Origin of the sequence: Pseudomonas sp. NPDC089530 (genome assembly GCF_050280705.1) — a bacterium.
Taxonomy (GTDB): Bacteria; Pseudomonadota; Gammaproteobacteria; order Pseudomonadales; family Pseudomonadaceae; genus Aquipseudomonas.
The window spans coordinates 14,914-33,820 of sequence record NZ_JBNNVU010000062.1 but is presented as its reverse complement, the minus strand read 5'-3'; the positions used below and the strand labels follow the sequence as shown (position 1 = coordinate 33,820).

Annotated in this window: 19 protein-coding genes; 13 read left to right on the top strand and 6 right to left on the bottom strand. The window is 64.7% G+C overall.

Going from position 1 to position 18,907, the window contains the following annotated elements:
- From ACQKQA_RS21075 to fdhA, 6 genes are all read left to right on the top strand, one after another.
- A partial coding sequence (locus tag ACQKQA_RS21075) for an FAD-dependent oxidoreductase (protein WP_427561872.1) occupies positions 1–342 on the top strand: 342 nt, incomplete at its 5' end.
- Positions 343–356: 14 nt separating this feature from the next.
- Complete coding sequence (locus tag ACQKQA_RS21070) at positions 357–686, top strand: sarcosine oxidase subunit delta (protein WP_427561869.1); 330 nt, start codon at positions 357–359, stop codon at positions 684–686.
- Entirely contained in the window at positions 683–3,700 is a 3,018-nt protein-coding gene (locus ACQKQA_RS21065) for a sarcosine oxidase subunit alpha (protein ID WP_427561866.1), read from the top strand. Before ACQKQA_RS21070 ends, ACQKQA_RS21065 begins: the two co-directional genes overlap by 4 nt.
- Positions 3,701–3,830: 130 nt before the next feature.
- Positions 3,831–4,463, top strand: a complete 633-nt coding sequence (locus tag ACQKQA_RS21060) for a sarcosine oxidase subunit gamma (protein ID WP_427561863.1) — start codon at positions 3,831–3,833, stop codon at positions 4,461–4,463.
- A gap of 91 nt (positions 4,464–4,554) precedes the next feature.
- Positions 4,555–5,412 (top strand): formyltetrahydrofolate deformylase, encoded by an 858-nt coding sequence (gene purU, locus ACQKQA_RS21055; protein ID WP_427561860.1) that lies wholly within the window; start codon positions 4,555–4,557, stop codon positions 5,410–5,412.
- A 182-nt stretch (positions 5,413–5,594) separates the two neighbouring features.
- On the top strand, positions 5,595–6,794 hold the full coding sequence (gene fdhA, locus ACQKQA_RS21050; RefSeq protein WP_427561857.1) for a formaldehyde dehydrogenase, glutathione-independent: 1,200 nt from the start codon (positions 5,595–5,597) through the stop codon (positions 6,792–6,794).
- Between the two features lie 70 nt (positions 6,795–6,864).
- Here the strand turns inward: fdhA and ACQKQA_RS21045 are convergent, their stop codons facing one another.
- A complete protein-coding gene (locus tag ACQKQA_RS21045; protein ID WP_427561855.1) occupies positions 6,865–7,431 on the bottom strand; it encodes a hypothetical protein in 567 nt (188 codons plus the stop codon).
- 145 nt (positions 7,432–7,576) lie between these two features.
- Here ACQKQA_RS21045 and ACQKQA_RS21040 point away from each other — a divergent pair, with 145 nt between their 5' ends.
- Positions 7,577–8,149, top strand: a complete 573-nt coding sequence (locus ACQKQA_RS21040; RefSeq protein ID WP_427561852.1) for a DUF2780 domain-containing protein — start codon at positions 7,577–7,579, stop codon at positions 8,147–8,149.
- Here the strand turns inward: ACQKQA_RS21040 and ACQKQA_RS21035 are convergent, their stop codons facing one another.
- Positions 8,150–9,037 carry an acyltransferase gene (locus ACQKQA_RS21035; protein ID WP_427561849.1) on the bottom strand — a complete coding sequence of 296 codons (888 nt, stop codon included), beginning with the start codon at positions 9,035–9,037 and terminating at the stop codon, positions 8,150–8,152.
- A gap of 293 nt (positions 9,038–9,330) precedes the next feature.
- Between ACQKQA_RS21035 and ACQKQA_RS21030 the strand changes: the two genes are divergently transcribed.
- From ACQKQA_RS21030 to creD, 4 genes are all read left to right on the top strand, one after another.
- Positions 9,331–9,831 carry an ATP-dependent zinc protease family protein gene (locus ACQKQA_RS21030; RefSeq protein WP_427561847.1) on the top strand — a complete coding sequence of 167 codons (501 nt, stop codon included), beginning with the start codon at positions 9,331–9,333 and terminating at the stop codon, positions 9,829–9,831.
- An 89-nt stretch (positions 9,832–9,920) separates the two neighbouring features.
- Complete coding sequence (gene creB, locus ACQKQA_RS21025; protein ID WP_427561844.1) at positions 9,921–10,601, top strand: two-component system response regulator CreB; 681 nt, start codon at positions 9,921–9,923, stop codon at positions 10,599–10,601.
- On the top strand, positions 10,601–12,022 hold the full coding sequence (creC, locus tag ACQKQA_RS21020; RefSeq protein WP_427561842.1) for a two-component system sensor histidine kinase CreC: 1,422 nt from the start codon (positions 10,601–10,603) through the stop codon (positions 12,020–12,022). The genes creB and creC overlap by 1 nt, the downstream gene beginning before the upstream one ends.
- A 166-nt stretch (positions 12,023–12,188) precedes the next feature.
- Positions 12,189–13,565: a cell envelope integrity protein CreD gene (gene creD / locus ACQKQA_RS21015; RefSeq protein WP_427561839.1), complete on the top strand. Its 1,377-nt coding sequence runs from the start codon at positions 12,189–12,191 to the stop codon at positions 13,563–13,565.
- Positions 13,566–13,717: 152 nt separating this feature from the next.
- Here the strand turns inward: creD and ACQKQA_RS21010 are convergent, their stop codons facing one another.
- On the bottom strand, positions 13,718–14,347 hold the full coding sequence (locus tag ACQKQA_RS21010; protein WP_427561837.1) for a glutathione S-transferase: 630 nt from the start codon (positions 14,345–14,347) through the stop codon (positions 13,718–13,720).
- A 111-nt stretch (positions 14,348–14,458) separates the two neighbouring features.
- On the opposite strand from ACQKQA_RS21010, the gene ACQKQA_RS21005 reads away from it, so the two are divergent.
- Positions 14,459–14,881: a hypothetical protein gene (locus tag ACQKQA_RS21005; protein ID WP_427561834.1), complete on the top strand. Its 423-nt coding sequence runs from the start codon at positions 14,459–14,461 to the stop codon at positions 14,879–14,881.
- Here ACQKQA_RS21005 and ACQKQA_RS21000 read toward each other — a convergent pair.
- From ACQKQA_RS21000 to ACQKQA_RS20990, 3 genes are all read right to left on the bottom strand, one after another.
- A complete protein-coding gene (locus tag ACQKQA_RS21000; RefSeq protein ID WP_427561832.1) occupies positions 14,859–15,047 on the bottom strand; it encodes a hypothetical protein in 189 nt (62 codons plus the stop codon). The two genes, ACQKQA_RS21005 and ACQKQA_RS21000, sit on opposite strands and share 23 nt — an antisense overlap.
- Complete coding sequence (locus ACQKQA_RS20995) at positions 15,044–16,177, bottom strand: PepSY-associated TM helix domain-containing protein (protein ID WP_427561829.1); 1,134 nt, start codon at positions 16,175–16,177, stop codon at positions 15,044–15,046. Before ACQKQA_RS20995 ends, ACQKQA_RS21000 begins: the two co-directional genes overlap by 4 nt.
- A gap of 63 nt (positions 16,178–16,240) precedes the next feature.
- Positions 16,241–18,670, bottom strand: coding sequence for a TonB-dependent siderophore receptor (locus ACQKQA_RS20990; protein WP_427561826.1), 2,430 nt, complete (start codon positions 18,668–18,670; stop codon positions 16,241–16,243).
- A gap of 38 nt (positions 18,671–18,708) precedes the next feature.
- Between ACQKQA_RS20990 and ACQKQA_RS20985 the strand changes: the two genes are divergently transcribed.
- A partial coding sequence (locus ACQKQA_RS20985) for a hypothetical protein (protein WP_427561823.1) occupies positions 18,709–18,907 on the top strand: 199 nt, incomplete at its 3' end.

The following is an 18,907-nucleotide window of genomic DNA, read 5'->3' as shown; positions in this document are numbered from 1 at the left end:
GGCGAGATGGCCGAGGCGGGTGAAGGCCTGCAGGTCGCGGCCGGGGCCGCAGCCGAAATCCAGCCGATCCTTTCGCGGGTGCGCATGAACCGCCAGTGGGGCGGCATCGTCGACACCACCCCGGACGCCTGCCCGATCATCTCCAAGACCCCGGTGCCGAACATGTTCTTCAACTGCGGTTGGGGCACCGGCGGCTTCAAGGCCACCCCGGGTTCGGGCAACGTATTCGCCGCGAGCCTGGCCAAGGGCGAGATGCACCCGCTGGCCGCGCCGTTCTCCATCGACCGTTTCCACAGCGGCGCCCTCATCGACGAACACGGCGCTGCTGCCGTCGCCCACTAACAGGAGAAATCCCCATGTTGCACATCTTCTGTCCTCACTGCGGCGAACTGCGCTCCGAAGAGGAATTCCATTCGTCCGGCCAGGCGCATATCCCGCGCCCGCTGGATCCGAACACCTGCACCGACGAGGAGTGGGGCAACTACATGTTCTTCCGCGACAACCCTCGCGGTCTGCACCATGAGCTGTGGATCCATGCCGCCGGCTGCCGTCAGTACTTCAACGCCACCCGCGACACCGTGACCTACGAGATTCTCGAAACCTACAAGATCGGTACCAAGCCGCAATTCACCGACAAGACCGATAGCCCGAAAGCGGCCACGCAGGCTCTGGGAGAGAAGGTATGAGCCAGTCCAATCGCCTGTCCAACGGCGGACGCATCGACCGCAACAAAGTCCTCAGCTTCACCTTCAACGGCCAGAGCTACAAAGGCTTCGAAGGTGACACCCTGGCCGCGGCCCTGCTGGCCAACGGCGTGGACATCGTCGGTCGCAGCTTCAAGTATTCCCGGCCGCGGGGCATCTTCGCCGCCGGTGCCGAAGAGCCGAGCGCGGTGCTGCAGATCGGTGCCACCGAAGCCACCCAGATCCCCAACGTGCGCGCCACCCAACAGGCGCTGTACCAGGGCCTGGTCGCCACCAGCACCAACGGCTGGCCGAGCGTGAACAACGACATGATGGGGATCCTCGGCAAGGTCGGCGGCAAGCTGATGCCGCCAGGCTTCTACTACAAAACCTTCATGTACCCGCAATCGTTCTGGATGACCTACGAGAAGTACATCCGCAAGGCGGCGGGTCTGGGGCGCTCGCCGACCGAGAACGATCCGGACACCTACGACTACATGAACCAGCACTGCGACGTGCTGATCGTCGGCGCCGGCCCTGCCGGCCTGGCCGCGGCCCTGGCGGCTGCGCGCAGCGGTGCGCGAGTGATCCTGGCCGACGAACAGGAAGAATTCGGCGGCAGCCTGCTGGACAGCCGCGAAAGCCTGGACGGCAAGCCGGCGACCGACTGGGTCGCCGCCGTGGTGGCCGAACTCAAGTCGCTGCCGGACGTGACCCTGCTGCCACGGGCTACCGTGAACGGCTACCACGACCATAACTTCCTGACCATTCACGAGCGCCTGACCGACCACCTCGGCGATCGCGCGCCGATCGGCCAGGTGCGCCAGCGTATCCACCGGGTGCGCGCCAAGCGGGTGGTCCTGGCCACTGGCGCCTGCGAGCGCCCGCTGGTCTACGGCAACAACGACGTGCCGGGCAACATGCTGGCCGGCGCGGTCTCGGTCTACGTGCGTCGCTACGGCGTGGCACCGGGCAAGAAGCTGGTGCTGAGCACCAACAACGACCACGCCTACCGTGTGGCGCTGGACTGGCTCGACGCCAGCCTGCAAGTGGTGGCCATCGCCGATGCCCGGCACAACCCACGGGGCGCGCTGGTGGAAGAAGCCCGCGCCAAGGGCATTCGCATCCTCACCTCCAGTGCGGTGATCGAAGCCCGTGGCAGCAAGCACGTGACCGGCGCCCGGGTCGCGGCGATCGACGTCAAGGCGCATAAAGTCACCAGCCCTGGCGAGTGGCTGGACTGCGACCTGATTGCCAGCTCCGGCGGCTACAGCCCGGTGGTGCACCTGGCTTCGCACCTGGGCGGCAAGCCGATCTGGCGCGAAGACATCCTCGGTTTCGTACCGGGCGAGGCCCCGCAGAAACGCGTCTGCGTCGGTGGCATCAATGGGGTCTACGGCCTCGGCGATTCCCTGGCCGACGGTTTCGAAGGCGGTGTGCGCGCCGCCAGCGAAGCCGGTTTCAAAGCTGTCGAGGCTGTGTTGCCCAAGGCCCTGAGCCGCCTGGAAGAGCCGACCCTGGCGCTGTTCCAGGTGCCCCATGAAAAAGGCACCGCACGGGCACCCAAGCAATTCGTCGACCTGCAGAACGACGTCACCGCCGCCGCCATCGAACTGGCGACCCGCGAGGGCTTCGAGTCGGTCGAGCACGTCAAGCGCTACACCGCCCTGGGCTTCGGTACCGACCAGGGCAAGCTGGGCAACGTCAACGGCCTGGCCATTGCGGCCCGCTCGCTGAACGTGAGCATCCCGCAGATGGGCACCACCATGTTCCGTCCGAACTACACGCCGGTGACCTTCGGCGCCGTGGCCGGTCGTCACTGCGGGCACATCTTCGAGCCGGTACGTTTCACCGCGCTGCATTCGTGGCACGTGAAGAACGGCGCCGAGTTCGAGGACGTCGGCCAGTGGAAGCGTCCCTGGTACTTCCCGAGGAACGGCGAAGACATGCATGCCGCGGTCAAGCGCGAGTGCAAGGCGGTGCGCGACAGCGTCGGCCTGCTCGACGCCTCGACCCTGGGCAAGATCGATATCCAGGGCCCGGATGCCCGTGAGTTCCTCAACCGCATCTACACCAACGCCTGGACCAAGCTCGATGTGGGCAAGGCGCGCTACGGCCTGATGTGCAAGGAAGACGGCATGGTCTTCGACGACGGCGTGACCGCCTGCGTCGGCGACAACCACTTCATCATGACCACCACCACGGGCGGCGCGGCGCGCGTGCTGCAATGGCTGGAGATCTATCAGCAGACCGAATGGCCGGAGCTCAAGGTGTATTTCACCTCGGTCACCGACCACTGGGCGACCATGACCCTGTCCGGGCCGAACAGCCGCAAGCTGCTCAGCGAAGTCAGCGACATCGACCTGGACAAGGACGGTTTCCCGTTCATGACCTGGAAGGAAGGCCTGGTGGGTGGCGTGCCGGCGCGGGTGTTCCGCATCTCCTTCACCGGCGAGCTGTCGTACGAAGTCAACGTCCAGGCCGACTACGCCATGGGCGTGCTGGAACAGATCGTCGAGGCCGGCAAGAAGTACAACCTGACCCCGTACGGCACCGAAACCATGCACGTACTGCGGGCCGAGAAGGGCTTCATCATCGTCGGCCAGGACACCGACGGCTCGATGACCCCGGACGACCTGAACATGGGCTGGTGCGTCGGCCGGACCAAACCGTTCTCGTGGATCGGCTGGCGTGGCATGAACCGCGAAGACTGCGTGCGCGACCAGCGCAAGCAACTGGTGGGCCTGAAGCCGATCGACCCGAACCAGTGGCTGCCGGAAGGCGCGCAGCTGGTGTTCAACACCAACCAGTCGATCCCGATGAGCATGGTCGGTCATGTGACCTCCAGCTATGCCCACAACTCCCTGGGTTATTCGTTTGCCATGGGGGTGGTCAAGGGCGGCCTGAAGCGGATGGGCGAGCGGGTGTTCGCGCCATTGGCCGACGGCACCGTGATCGAGGCGGAAATCGTTTCTTCGGTGTTCTTCGATCCGAAAGGCGATCGCCAGAACGTGTAACAGGTCCCTGTAGGAGCGAGGCTTGCCCGCGATAGATGTTGCGAGGTGCCTTGGACAGACCGCGGTGATTTCATCGCGGGCAAGCTCCGCTCCTACGGGTGTGATGCAAGAATTTGAAGACAGGTGCTCTATGACCGCAGTCAACGTTTACCAACAGCGCCCGACCTCCGGCGCCAAAGCCGAGTCGTCGCTGCACCATGCCGACCTCGCCAGCCTGGTGGGCAAGGGCCGCAAGAACGCAGGCGTGACCCTGCGCGAGAAAAAACTCCTCGGTCACCTGACCATCCGTGGCGACGGCCATGACCCGGCCTTCGCCGCCGGCGTGCACAAGGCCCTGGGCCTGGAGCTGCCAGTGGCCCTGACCGTGGTCGCCAAGGGCGAAACCAGCCTGCAGTGGATGGGGCCGGACGAATGGTTGCTGGTGGTGCCGAGCGGCGAAGAGTTCGCCGCCGAGAAAAAGCTGCGTGAAGCCCTGGGCAACCTGCATATCCAGATCGTCAACGTCAGCGGCGGCCAGCAGATCCTCGAGCTGTCCGGACCGAAAGTGCGCGAAGTGCTGATGAAGTCCACCAGCTACGACGTGCACCCCAACAACTTTCCGGTGGGCAAGGCTGTCGGCACGGTGTTCGCCAAGTCGCAACTGGTGATCCGCCGCATGGGTGAAGACACCTGGGAGCTGGTGATCCGCCGCAGCTTCTCCGATTACTGGTGGCTGTGGCTGCAGGATGCTTCCGCCGAATACGGCCTCAGCATCCAGGCTTGAAGCCAGACCCTGTAGCCGCTGCCGCAGCCTGCGGCAGCGGCTACAGGGATATGCCGCCTACCGAGGCATCCACGAACAGGAGCTACCCAGCATGAGCCGCGCCCCCGATACCTGGATTCTGACCGCCGACTGCCCCAGCGTGCTCGGCACGGTGGACGCGGTGACCCGCTTTCTGTTCGAGCAGGGCTGCTACGTGACCGAACACCATTCCTTCGATGACCGGCTCTCGGCGCGATTCTTCATCCGCGTGGAGTTCCGCCAGCCGGAGGGCTTCGACGAGCAGCGCCTGCGCGAGGGTCTGGCCGAGCGTGCCCGGGCCTTCGACATGAATGTCGAACTGACGCCGCCGCACCATCGGCCGAAAGTGGTGATCATGGTCTCCAAGGCCGATCACTGCCTCAACGACCTGCTCTACCGCCAGCGCATCGGCCAACTGGCCATGGACGTGGTGGCGGTGGTGTCCAACCACCCTGACCTCAAGCCCCTGGCCGACTGGCACCAGATTCCGTACCACCACTTCCCCCTGGACCCCAACGACAAACCGTCCCAGGAGCGCCAGGTGTGGCAGGTGATCGAGGACTCCGGCGCGGAACTGGTGATCCTTGCGCGCTACATGCAAGTGCTGTCGCCGGAGCTGTGCCGCAAGCTCGATGGCAAGGCAATCAACATCCACCACTCCCTGCTACCCGGTTTCAAAGGCGCCAAGCCCTATCACCAGGCCTACAACAAGGGCGTGAAACTGGTGGGTGCCACCGCGCACTACATCAACAACGACCTGGACGAAGGCCCGATCATCGCCCAGGGCGTGGAGGTGGTGGATCACAGCCACTATCCCGAAGACCTGATCGCCAAGGGGCGCGATATCGAAGGCCTGACCCTGGCGCGGGCGGTGGGGTATCACATCGAGCGGCGGGTGTTCCTCAACGCCAATCGGACGGTGGTGCTTTAACACGGGCCGCTATGCGGCCATCGCGGGCAAGCCTCGCTCCTACAAGGATGGCGTTGTACCTGTAGGAGCGAGGCTTGCCCGCGATAAAGATTTTGAAGACGAAACAGCATCTGTACCCGAGCACTCTACGCGCTGCCTCTTCCGGCAACGCGGTTTCATAACAACAACAGCGAGGTGAAAGCATGTCTGGTAATCGTGGTGTCGTGTATCTCGGCAACGGCAAGGTCGAAGTCCAGAAAATCGACTATCCCAAAATGCAGGACCCACGCGGCAGGAAGATCGAACACGGCGTCATCCTGCGCGTGGTTTCCACCAATATCTGCGGCTCCGACCAGCACATGGTGCGCGGTCGTACCACCGCCCAGGTCGGCCTGGTCCTGGGCCACGAAATCACCGGCGAGGTGGTGGAGAAGGGCAGCGACGTCGAGAACCTCAAGCTCGGCGACCTGGTCTCGGTGCCGTTCAACGTGGCGTGCGGACGCTGCCGTTCCTGCAAGGAGCAACACACCGGGGTCTGCCTGACCGTCAACCCGGCGCGCGCCGGCGGTGCCTACGGCTACGTCGACATGGGTGACTGGACGGGTGGCCAAGCCGAATACGTGCTGGTGCCTTACGCCGACTTCAACCTGCTGAAACTGCCGGACCGCGACAAGGCCATGGAGAAGATCCGCGACCTGACCTGCCTGTCCGACATCCTGCCGACCGGCTACCACGGCGCCGTTACCGCCGGCGTCGGCCCGGGCAGCACCGTGTATGTTGCCGGTGCCGGTCCCGTGGGCCTGGCGGCCGCCGCGTCCGCCCGCCTGCTGGGCGCGGCTGTGGTGATCGTCGGTGACGTCAACCCGGTGCGCCTGGCCCACGCCAAGGCCCAGGGTTTCGAGATCGCCGACCTGTCCAAGGACACCCCGCTGCACGAACAGATCGCCGCGCTGCTGGGCGAGCCGGAAGTGGATTGCGCGGTGGATGCGGTGGGCTTCGAAGCCCGTGGCCATGGTCATTCCGGGGCCCAGCACGAGGCGCCGGCCACCGTGCTCAACTCGTTGATGCAGGTCACCCGCGTGGCCGGCAAGATCGGTATCCCCGGCCTCTACGTCACCGAAGACCCGGGCGCGGTGGATGCCGCCGCCAAGATCGGTGCCCTGAGCATCCGCTTCGGCCTGGGCTGGGCCAAGTCCCACAGTTTCCACACCGGCCAGACCCCGGTGATGAAGTACAACCGCCAACTGATGCAAGCCATCATGTGGGACCGGATCAACATCGCTGAAGTGGTCGGCGTGCAGGTCATCAGCCTGGACGACGCGCCACGTGGCTACGGCGAGTTCGATGCCGGCGTGCCGAAGAAATTCGTCATCGACCCGCACAAGCTGTTCAGCGCGGCTTAAGGCTTAAGCGCAATAAAAAGGGCGACCCTCGGGTCGCCCTTTTTATTGGCAATGTCGTTGTGCAAGCGCCTCAGAAACCTCTGCCCGGATAGTCGAACCAGTGTTTTCCAGAGAGTATTTCTGCAATGTCCGGCGCAGTGAACACAGACGGCGCATCTCTGTTGAAGCGAGAGCGCCACTGCGGCAGCCACCAATAGTTGAGGGCGGTTCCTCTTGGCTTGAGGACAAAGCCGAGTACCGTCGCATCGATCTGCCCCTTTTTATAAAGGTTGTGGCTGTGGTCCATGAGACTCAGGTAATAGTCGATGGGCAGCTTCAGCATCAGGATCGAGGTGTAGACCTTCTCCGATTGTGTGCGAGTCGGGCTTGCAAGCAGCTCGAGCGCTTCGCAGTAATACCGCCGCGGTTGGCTGGCGATGCTGTTGGCTGTGGGGGTGGCAAGGATGTCGAAGACGTTGCTGTCCTCTTGCCAGGTTGTTCCATCACCCTGTTGGAAGTAGTCGGTAACGAAACGGGTCAGCGGGCCGCCGAGTGCGGGTTGGCCCGCACATACCTGATCATCGACGGGCGACCAGACGCGCCAGGCGATGATGGAGGTGAGTGCAACGGCCAAGAACAGATATAGATTTTTTTTCATTGTGGCTTGCTGTGTTTGTAGCAACGGTAAACCATACCGCCCTGCTGTCTGGAGGCGAACAGGAACATTTCTAATGGCCACCAGTCAAACAGCTGCTTTCTCCCACCCAATCTCGGGTGGCTTTCATGCTCAAGAGGTTGTCCCGATGAAGATTTCCCGCAGTGTTGCACTGGCCACCTTGCTGACCCTGGGCGCCAGCCCGGTTTTTGCCGCCGGCTTCAGCCTGAGCGATGCAGCCAACGCGGTGTCCAGCATGCAGGGTGGCGACAAGGCCGCCGCTGCCACTCCGACCTCCCAGGCCGCCGGTCTGCTCAGCGCGCTTTCGCAACTGAATATCACGCCGGAGCAGGCCATCGGTGGTACCGGGGCGATGCTGGGCCTGGCGAAGAACCAGCTGAGCGGCACCGACTACTCGCAACTGAGCCAAAGCGTACCGGGGCTGGACAAGCTCGCGGGCGGCAACGCGCTGGGCAACCTCGGCGCCCTGAGCGGTCTGCTGGGGCAGAACGCCGGCACCAAGGCCTCGGGCCTGGAGAGTGCGCTGGGTAATGTGAAGAACACCAATGACCTGAACACTGCGTTCAGCGCCCTGGGCATGGACAGCGGCATGGTCGGCCAGTTCGCCCCGGTGCTCCTGCAATTCCTCGGTCAGCAGGGCGTGGGCGGTTCGCTGCTCAACAGCCTGGGCGGGATCTGGGGCGTAGGCAGCGGCATCTGATCAACGGCGCTCGGCGCGCAAGGCGTCGATGCGCTGGTCTTTCTCGGTCCAGAGCTGGTTGACCCAGTTCTGGACCGTCTGGCGGAACGCCGGATCGTTTTCGTAATCCCCCTGCCACAACGCCGGGTCCAGCTCACGGGTCTGGATATGGACGATCACCCGCGGCACGTTGCCGCTGATCAGGTCCCAGAACCCGGGAATCTTCTGCTGCGGATAGACCACCGTCACATCGAGGATGGCGTCGAGCTGTTCGCCCATGGCCGCCAGCACGAACGCCACGCCGCCGGCTTTCGGCTTGAGCAACTGGTTGAACGGCGATTGCTGTTGCCCACGCTTGGCCGGGGTGAAACGGGTGCCTTCCAGGTAGTTGACCACGGTGACCGGCTGGCGCTTGAACAGCTCGCAGGCCGCCTTGGTGATTTCCAGATCCTTGCCTTGCAGCTCGGGGTTCTTCGCCAGGAAGGCTTTGCTGTAGCGCTTCATGAACGGGTAGTCCAGGGCCCACCAGGCGAGACCGAGGAAGGGCACCCAGATCAGCTCTTTCTTCAGGAAGAACTTGAAGAAGGGCGTGCGGCGGTTGAGGGTCTGGATCAGCGCCGGGATGTCGACCCAGGACTGATGGTTGCTGATCACCAGGTAGGAGGTGTCGACCCGCAGGTCGTCGCCGCCGCGGATATCCCACTGGGTGGGAATGCACAGGGCGAAGATCAGCTTGTCGATTTCGGCCCAGGTTTCGGCAATCCACATCACCGCGCCGGAGGCGTAGTCCCGCAGGCGTCCTGGCAGGACCAGCTTGAGCAGGGCGAATACCATCAGGGGCCCGAACAGGACCAGGGTGTTGAGCAACAGCAGCAGGGTGACGAAACAGCCGGTGAGCAGGCGGCGCATAGGGAACTCTTGAAAGCGTTTGGGCGCGCCATGATAAGCAGCTTCGACGGGCAGGCCAAATCCTAGTGTGCTGACGAATGTTTCACTTATGCACGGCTATCCTGCTGCCAGTCTGTGGCATCACGACGGACCTGTAGGAGCGAAGCTTGCTCGCGATAGCGTCCGACCAGACAGAACGCCATCGCGGGCAAGTCGGATCGCCGCCTGCTCGCTCCTACACAGGCACGCTGGCGAACCAATTGCCCGGCCGCGGTCTAAAATTCCGCTGCCCACTTCCCAAGGAACCTGCCCACGTGAAATCCGTCCTTGCCCTCCTGTCCCTGCTGGCGCTACCGGTCATGGCTGCCGAGCCGACCCTCTACGGTCGCTACGAATACATTCAACTGCCGGAAATCGGCGAAACCCTCAAGGCCAAGATGGACACCGGCGCCCTGACGGCCTCGCTGTCGGCCAAGGACATCGAGACCTTCACCCGCGATGGCGAGGAGTGGGTGCGTTTCCGCCTGGCGACCAAGGGTGCCAGCAACAAGGTCTACGAACACAAGGTGGCGCGGATCAGCAAGATCAAGAGCCGCGCCGACGAAGACGAAGACAAGGAAGAGCCCCAGGTGGCCAAGCGCCCGGTGGTCGAGCTGGACATGTGCCTGGGTAACGTCAAGCGCAGCGTCGAGGTCAACCTGACCGACCGCAGCAGCTTCAACTACCCGCTGCTGATCGGCGCGAAGGCCTTGCGCGAGTTCGGCGCCGCGGTGAACCCGGCCCGGCGCTTCACCGCGGACAAGCCCGACTGCTAACCCGGCCTGCCGTGCTTTCACATCGTCCGATTGACGGCGCTTGAGGCATCCGGCACCGTTCCGGCACTTACTTTCTGTGCTCGGATGCCATGCCTCATATCCTGATTGTCGAAGACGAAGCGGCGATTGCCGATACGCTGATTTTTGCCCTGCAGGGCGAAGGTTTCAGCACCACCTGGCTGAACCTCGGGCAGGCGGCGCTGGACTATCAGCGCAGCACCCCGGCGGACCTGCTGATTCTCGACATCGGCCTGCCGGACATCAGCGGCTTCGAAACCTGCAAGCAACTGCGGCGGTTCAGCGAGGTGCCGGTGATGTTCCTCAGCGCCCGGGACGGGGAAATCGACCGGGTGGTGGGCCTGGAAATCGGTGCCGACGATTACGTGGTCAAACCCTTCAGCCCGCGGGAAGTCGCGGCGCGGGTCAAGGCCATCCTCAAGCGCATGGCGCCACGGGCCGTGGCCGACGTGCCGGCCTCACACTTTCAGGTCGAGGCCGACAAGTTCCAGATCAGCTACCGCGGCCAGCCCCTGAGCCTGACCCGGCATGAATTCCGCCTGCTGCAATGCCTGCTGGAGCAACCCGAGCGGGTATTCAGCCGCGAGCAGTTGCTCGACGCCCTGGGGGTGGCGGCGGATGCCGGCTACGAGCGCAGCATCGACAGCCATATCAAGAGCCTGCGGGCCAAGCTGCGCCTGGTCGCGGCGGCTGCCGAGCCGCTGCAGACCCATCGCGGCCTGGGCTACAGCTACAGTCCGGGGCACAGCTGATGCCATTGGGAATCCGGATTTTCCTGGTCTATGTGCTGTTCGTCGGCCTGACCGGCTATTTCGTGCTCAACACCGTGATGGAAGAGATCCGCCCTGGCGTGCGCCAGTCCACCGAGGAAACCCTGGTGGACACCGCCAACCTGCTGGCGGAAATCCTCCGTGACGATTTCAAGGCCGGCACCCTCAGCGAGAACCGCTGGCCGCAGTTGCTCAAGGCCTATGGCGAGCGGCAGCCGGCGGCGACCATCTGGGGCCTGCCGAAGAATCAGGTCAACCACCGCATCTATGTCACCGACGCCGACGGCAAGGTGGTGCTGGACTCCAGCGGCCTGGCGGTCGGCCAGGATTATTCGCGCTGGAACGATGTCTACCTGACCCTGCGCGGCCAGTACGGCGCACGCTCTTCGCGCAGCGTGGCCGATGACCCGAACTCCTCGGTGATGCACGTCGGTGCGCCGATTCGCGACAACGGCCGGATCATCGGCGTGGTCACCGTGGCCAAGCCCAACAGCTCCCTGCAGCCCTATGTCGACCGCACCGAGCGGCGCCTGCTGTGGTACGGCGCCGGTTTGATCGGCCTGGGCCTGCTGTTCGGCGCCTTGCTGTCCTGGTGGCTGAGCGTCGCCCTGCGCCGCCTGACCGGTTATGCCCAGGCGGTCAGCGAGGGCCGCCGGGCCGAGCTGCCGCACTATCGTGGCGGCGAGCTGGAGCAACTGGCCACGGCGGTGGAACACATGCGCACCCAGCTGGAGGGCAAGGCCTATGTCGAACGTTATGTGCACACCCTGACCCACGAGCTGAAAAGCCCGCTGGCGGCGATCCGCGGCGCGGCGGAGCTGCTGCAGAGCGATATGCCGGGAGAGCAGCGCGCGCGTTTCGTCGGCAATATCGACAGCGAAAGCGCGCGCATGCAGCACTTGATCGAGCGTTTGCTGAACCTGGCGCAGGTCGAGCAGCGGCATGGCCTGGAGGAGCGGGTGGCGGTGCCGCTGGCGGAGCTGGCCAATCAGGTACTGGACAGCCAGAAGGCGCGGATCGAGGGCCGGGGCCTTGAGGTCGAGCAGCGTATCGACCCCGGGCTGAAACTCTCGGGCGAGGCCTTCCTACTGCGCCAGGCCCTGGGCAACCTGCTGGACAACGCCCTGGATTTCACCCCGCCCGGTGGTGTGCTGCGCTGGACGGCCAGCAAGACGAGCGAGCAGTTGCGGTTGAGCCTGTTCAACCAGGCCGAACCCATCCCCGAGTACGCCCTGGCGCGCCTGACCGAGCGCTTCTACTCCCTGCCACGCCCCGACAGCGGCCGCAAAAGCACCGGCCTGGGGCTGAACTTCGTCGAAGAAGTGGTGCAGCTGCATGGCGGCCAGATGCAGATCGGCAATGTGGCCGGCGGCGTCGAAGTCACCCTGCAATTCCCGACCTGATCCAGCAGCAAGGGATACACGGAGCCGGTGTAGCCGCTGCCGAGCCTGCGAGGCTGCGATCGGTTGCGTAGCGACTGTGCAATCTCCACAGACTCTCCACATTGCCCCCATAAAACCCCCACACGGGCCGCCCAGACTCTCCCCCATTCGAACAGGGAGAGACTCCATGAACCGCAATCTGACCTTCAAACTCGGGGCCATAGCCCTGTTGATCCTGTTGCTGCTGATCCCGCTCCTGATGATCGACGGGCTGATCCAGGAGCGTCAGGAGCTGCGCGACGAAGTGCTGACCGATATCGCCCGCAGTTCCAGCTATCGCCAGCAACTGAGCGGCCCGCTGCTGGTGGTGCCTTATCGCAAGGTGGTGCGCACCTGGAAAACCAACGAGAAGACCAACGTGCGTTACCAGGAGCAGGGTGAGGCACGCGGCCAGCTGTATTTCCTGCCGGAGCGTTTCGAACTCGATGGTCAGGTGAAGACCGAGCTGCGCGCCCGGGGGATCTACCAGGCGCGGCTGTTCCACGCCAATAGCCGCATCAGCGGGCAGTTTGCCGTGCCGGAACAACTGGGGATCAAGGAAGACTTCGCCGACTACAAGTTCGAACAGCCGTTTCTCGCCGTGGGCATCAGCGATATACGCGGCATCGAGCAGTCCCTGGCTCTGGAACTGAACGGCCAGAACCTGCCTTTCGCTCCCGGCACCCAGCTCGACTGGCTGGGGGAGGGCGTGCACGTCAACCTGCCGTTGCTGGACGGTAAACGCAGCACCGACCTGGACTTCGCCTTCGACCTACAACTGCAGGGCACCGGCCAGTTGCAACTGATCCCGGTGGGCAGGACCAGCAAGGTGCGGCTGCGGGCGGACTGGCCCCACCCGAGCTTTATCGGCGACTACCTGCCGGCACAGCGTGAAATCTCCGACTTTGGCTTCGCCGCCAACTGGCAGACCTCGTTCTTCTCCACCAACCTGGAAAGCGCGCTGACCCACTGCCTGACCGGCGAATCGTGCGACGAATTCAAGAACCGCACCTTCGGCGTGAGCTTCATCGACCCGGTGGACCAGTACCTCAAGAGCGACCGGGCGATCAAATACGCGCTGTTGTTCATTGCCCTGACCTTTGCCGGCTTCTTCCTCTTCGAGGTGCTCAAGAGCCTGGCAGTGCACCCGATGCAATACGCCCTGGTGGGTGTGGCCCTGGCGTTCTTCTACCTGTTGCTGCTGTCGCTCTCGGAGCACATCGGTTTCGCCCTGGCCTACCTGCTGTCGGCCGGTGCCTGTGTGGCGCTGATCGGCTTCTACGTCTGCCATGTCTTGCGCAGCCTGGGCCATGGCCTGAGTTTCGCTGCCGGCCTGGCGGCCCTGTATGGCCTGTTGTATGGCTTGCTCAGCGCCGAGGATTACGCGCTGCTGATGGGCTCGCTGCTGCTGTTCAGCCTGCTGGGGGTGTTCATGGTGCTGACCCGCAAGCTCGACTGGTACCGCGTTGGCCAGGGCAAACCGGCCCAGCCGCTGACGTTCGAGCCGGAGCTGGGCCATGAGTAGGTCGCTGGGGTTGCGTGAGGATCGGCAGGCGACGCAGGCGCTGCTGTCATGGATCGTCGGGTTGTTGCCCGAGGCACCGAGGAGCGAGCGTGCTCGCGATAGAGCCGGTCCGGCCACCACCGTGCTGCAGGTGATGACCGTGCCGGGCGGCTTCAAACCGGCGGCTGGGTCGCCAGCATCGAAGGTCGCTGACTGACCTCGGCGTACCAGGCCGCCAGCCGGGGCTGGGCGTCGCGCCACTGCAGGTCCGGGTGGCGGAAGTCGAGGTAGCCCAGGGCGCAGGCAACGCTGATGGCGGCGATGTCGAAATGGCTGGCCAGTTCGGCGATCGCATCGGCCTCGAGGGCGGCCAGGGCGCGGCGGATCTTGCCGCGCTGGCCGTCGAGCCATTGTTCCCAGTGTTTCTCGGGAGCGCGTAGTGCCAGTTCGTAGCGGATCAGCACCGAGGCGTCCATGATCCCGTCGGCCAGGGCCGCCAGGGTCAGGCGCCGCCAGCGGGCCGAGCCTTCGCGGGGCAGCAGCGGGTTACCGACGTGTTGCAGGTCGAGGTACTCGAGGATCACCCGGCTGTCGTACAGCACGTTGCCGTCGGCCAGGCGCAGGGCGGGGATCTTGCCCAGCGGGTTGTCCTGGTTGAGGGCGGCGTCCGGGCTCACCGGGGTCAGCTGGCAGCCTTGCAGGGCGACGCGGTCCAGTTGGCCGGTTTCGTGCAGCAGCACCATGACTTTGCGTACGTAAGGTGATGCCGGGTTGTGGAACAGCGTCATGCTTGGGGTGGACATGAATACTCCTCGCGGGTGGAAGTGGAGCGCAGGCTCGCAACCCCGGGGATCTTAGCGCAGCCGGTGGCACGGGCCACAGGGGCGGCAGGCAGGACAGACAAGGAGTGATGAATGCGCAGGTCCTATCTTCGACACGGGTTGTACAGCCTGGCCCTGGCGCTGTTGGGCGCGCTGGCGGTGTACCTGGCCCTGGGGTTCGAGTTTCGCCGCCATGGCGAGGGCGAGCCGGAACTGATCATGGCGTTTACCTACATGGCCTGGTACTGGGCGTTGCCGGCGCTGGCCATGCCGGCCCTGGGCTGTGCCTTGCTGAGCCTGCGCGGCCCGCGCCCGGTGTCCCGGCCCTGGCGCTGGGGCCTGGCGGCGAGCTATGCCCCGCTGCTGGCCCTGGCGCTGTTTTGCGTGCTGGTCGCCGCCGAGGCGCAGCAGGAAAACCGCTGGTTCGTCCCGGTGCTGCCAATCGGCCTGGGGCTGGCGCTGTACCTGTGGCGCGGTTTCCCCGCCGCCGGGGTCAGGCCGCTCGCTGGCGACTGAACAGCCCACGCAGCGCCAGCCCCGCCGGAACGCTCAGGCCGAGCCAGCCCAGGGCGTCCCAGATACCGTCGCCCAGCAGCGCCGAGAACAGCCCCGCGCTGCTGAGCACGGCAATGAACAGCGGCGCACCGAAGACCTTCCAGACGTTCGATTGCCGCGGCTTCATGGCGTCACCCCGGTCGGTTCGCCCAGGGCCGGCCGGGCCGCGCGGCGCCGGACGAGCCACAGGTACAGGCCGCTGCCCAGGACGACGATGGTCAGCACATCGAGCGTTGCCCAGAGGATCTTCATCGGCATGCCGCCGTAATCGCCGAAATGCAGCGGTTGCGACATGCCCATGGCGTCCATGTACCAGGGGCGTTCGGCCACCGCGGTGACTTGCAGGGTGCTGGCGTCGATCAACACCGGGGTCAGCAGGTGCGAGGTCAGGTGGGTGCTGCCTTTCATGAACACCGCATAGTGGTGCTCGCTGGAAAAGCGCGTGCCGGGAAAGGCGATGAAGTCCGGCTGCATGTCCGGCGCCACCTCATTGGCGATGTCCAGCAGGCGGCTGGCCGGGGCCAGGCGGGTCAGCGGCGGCGCAGCGCGGTACGGCTCGACCATCGCGCTGAGGCTGTCGTTGCGCCAGGCGGCGATCAGCAGGTCGGCACAGGCGCTGATCACCCCGGTGACGCCGACCACCAGGGCCCAGGTCAGGGTCACCACGCCGATCAGGTTGTGCAGGTCCAGCCAGCGCAGGCGGGTGGATTTGTCCTGGCGCACGGTGGCGAATTCCAGCCGGCGCATGAACGGCAGGTACAGCACCACGCCGGAGACGATCGCCAGCACGAACAGCACGCCCATGAACGCCAGCAGCAGCTTGCCCGGCAGGTCGGCGAACATATCCACATGCAGGCGCAGGATGAACATCATCAGCCCGCCGTTGGCCGAAGGTATCTCCACGGCCTCGCCGGTACGGGCGTCGAGCATGAAGCTGTAGGACGAGTTGGGTTCGGTGCCGGCGGTCCTGGCCATGATGGTCAGCACGCCGTTGGGTTCGTCCTCGTCCCAGCCGAAGTACTGCATCACGTCGTCCGGGCGATGGGCCTCGGCGGCCCGCACCAGCTGTTGCAGGTCCAGGCGCGGGGTGTCGGCGGGCATCTCCCGCAGCTTGGGCGCGTCGCCCAGCAGATGGTCGATCTCATGGTGAAAGATCAGCGGCAGGCCGGTCAGGGCCAGCATCAGCAGGAACACCGTGCAGATCAGGCTGGTCCAGGTGTGGATAAAGGACCAGCGGCGGATGGTTGTGCTTTTCATTTCTTCGCCTTCAGACACAGCAAAGCCGCCCTCGCGGGACGGCCTGGTCGTTAACTCCGCCGATTACCACTGGTAGGTGGCACTGGCGACCACGCTGCGCTGATCGCCGAAATAGCAGTAGGACCCATCGCAGGTGGACAGGTAGTCCTTGTCGAACAGGTTGGTGGCGTTGAGTTTCAGCGACGCGCCCTTGAGGCTGTTGTCCAGGCGGCCGAGGTCGTAATGCACGGCGGCGTCGAACACCGTGTAGGCATTGGCCTTGCCCAGCCAGGTATTGGCCTGGTCGCCGTAGGTATTGCCGGTGTAGCGGGCACCCGCGCCAATGCCGAAACCGTCGAGCACGCCGCTGTGCCAGGTGTAGTCGGTCCACAGGGAGGCCTGCTGGTTGGGCATCAGTTGCAGGCGGTTGCCCTTGTAGAGGCCGTCCTGGACCTCGGACTTGGCCAGGGTGTAGGCGGCGATGACCTTGAGGTTGTCGGTCACGTCGGACACCGCTTCCAGTTCCAGGCCTTTGACCTTCACTTCACCGGTCTGGCTGGTGATCGACTCGCCGCCGGCGCCGATGCTGGTCACCAGTACGTTCTTCTGGGTCAGGTCGTAGACCGCCGCGCTGAGCAGGGTATTCGAACCCGGCGGCTGATACTTGATCCCCAGCTCCCATTGCTTGCCCTCCGTGGGTTTATACGACTCGGTAGGGGAGGCGCTGGCGTTGCTGGCTGGCTGGAACGACTCGGCGTAGGAGATGTACGGCACCAGACCTGAGTCGAACACATAGCTCAGCGCCGCGTTGCCGCTGAAGTTCTTGCTGCGGTCGGTGTTGGTCGCGTCGTTCTTGTTGAAGTAGGTGGTGCCCTGGTGCACCCAGTCCTCACGACCGCCCAGGGTCAGGCGCCACTGGTCCAGGGCCATCTGGTCCTGCACGTAGAGACCGGTCTGCACGGTTTTCTGGTTGTAGTCGTAGTAAGCGCTGGAGCGCGCCGGGCGCACGATCGGCTGGCCATAGCTCGGGTTGAAGATGTTGGTCGTCCCGCCGTTGCCGTAGATCGACAGGTAGGAGGTGTCGGTGCGTTGGTGATCCAGGCCGATCAGCAGGGTGTGGGCGATGTCGCCGGTGGCGAAGTCGGCCTGGAAGTTGTTGTCCACCGCGAACTGGCCGATGTTCTCGTCCACATTGGTCGAGGTGCGGCTGATATTGCCGGCCGCATCGGCCGGGGAGTAGGCGTAGGAACCCACGGTCAACTGCTGGAAGGACAGCTCCGACTTGGTGTAGCGCAGGTTCTGGCGGAACTGCCAGGTATCGTTGAACCGGTGCTCGAAGGCGTAGCCCAGGGCGTAGTAGGTGCGGTCGTAGAACTCGTAGTCCGGATCGCCCAGGTTCTTGTGATGGGAGACGTCGCCCAGGGGCGATTTGATCTTGGTGCCCTGGATCGGCATGAACTGGCTGGTGGCGCCGGTATCGTCGCGGGTGAACTGCGAGAGCAGGGTCAGCTTGGTGTCGGTGTCGATGTTCCAGGTCAGGCTGGGGGCGATGTTGTAGCGCTTGTTGTCGATGTGGTCGACCTGGGTGCCGGCATCGCGCACCACGCCGCTGAGGCCGTAGAGGAACCGGCCTTCATCGTCGATCTTGCCGGTGCTGGCGAAGTTGAGCTGACGGTAGTTGTCGCTGCCGTACTGCAGCTGGACGGCATGGCTGGCCTCTGCGCTGGGGCGCCGGCTGACCATGTCCAGCAAGCCCCCCGGCGGGGTCTGGCCATAGACCGAGGAGGCCGGACCGCGCAGCAGGGCCAGGCGGTCGAGGTTCCAGGTTTCCGCCTTCGGGTTGGCATATACGCCGCGGGGCAGGGGCAGGCCGTCGAGGAACTGCGTGGGCTCGAAGCCGCGCACCAGCATCCAGTCATAGCGGGTGTCGCTGCCGTAGCTGGCGGAAACGATGCCGGGCATGTAGCGAACGGCGTCGTCCAGGTTCTGTACGTTACGGTCTTCCATCTGCTGGCGGGTGGCGACGGAAATCGAACGCGGGGCTTCGACCAGCGCGGTGTCGGTCTTGGTGCCGGCGGCGGTGCGCGTGGCGACATAACCCTCAACGGGGCCCCACGCGCTTTCATACGCCTGCTGGCCGGTAATGTTGGTTTCCGGCAGCGCCACCACGCCGTCGGGAATCGCCACCAGGCTGTAGGTCCCGGCGCTGCTTTGCTCCAGTTGCAGGCCGGTGCCGCGCAGGGCTTCGCGCAGGGCGCCGGCGGCGTCGAACTGGCCCTTGACCGGGGCCGAGGTCTTGCCGGCGGCCAGGCTCGGGCTGAGGCTCAGGGCCAGGCCGGCCTGGCTGGCGATCTGGTTCAGGGTGCTGGCCAGCGGTGCGGCCGGCAGGTCGTAGGCCCGCACGCTGGATGCCTGTTCGGCGGCGATCAGCGCCGGGCTGGCCAGCGGGGCGCAGAGGGCGATGGCCACGGCCAACAGGCTGGGGCGCAACAGGGTGTCTAGCGAGCGGGACATAGGGGGCTCCTGGATGGAAGTCTTTCTCAATTGCCTATGTGCCGGACGAGATTCGAAAAGTGATAGGGCGGATTGAAAATAATTTCGGTTCAGCAAAATCGAGGGTGTTTCAGGTGGAGGAGGGCGGTGTTCGAGGGGGCCTCATCGCGGGCAAGCCTCGCTCCTACAGGTATCGCATCGCCTCTGTAGGAGCGAGGAATTACGACGACGAGAGCGGGCTGACCGATACCATCACCG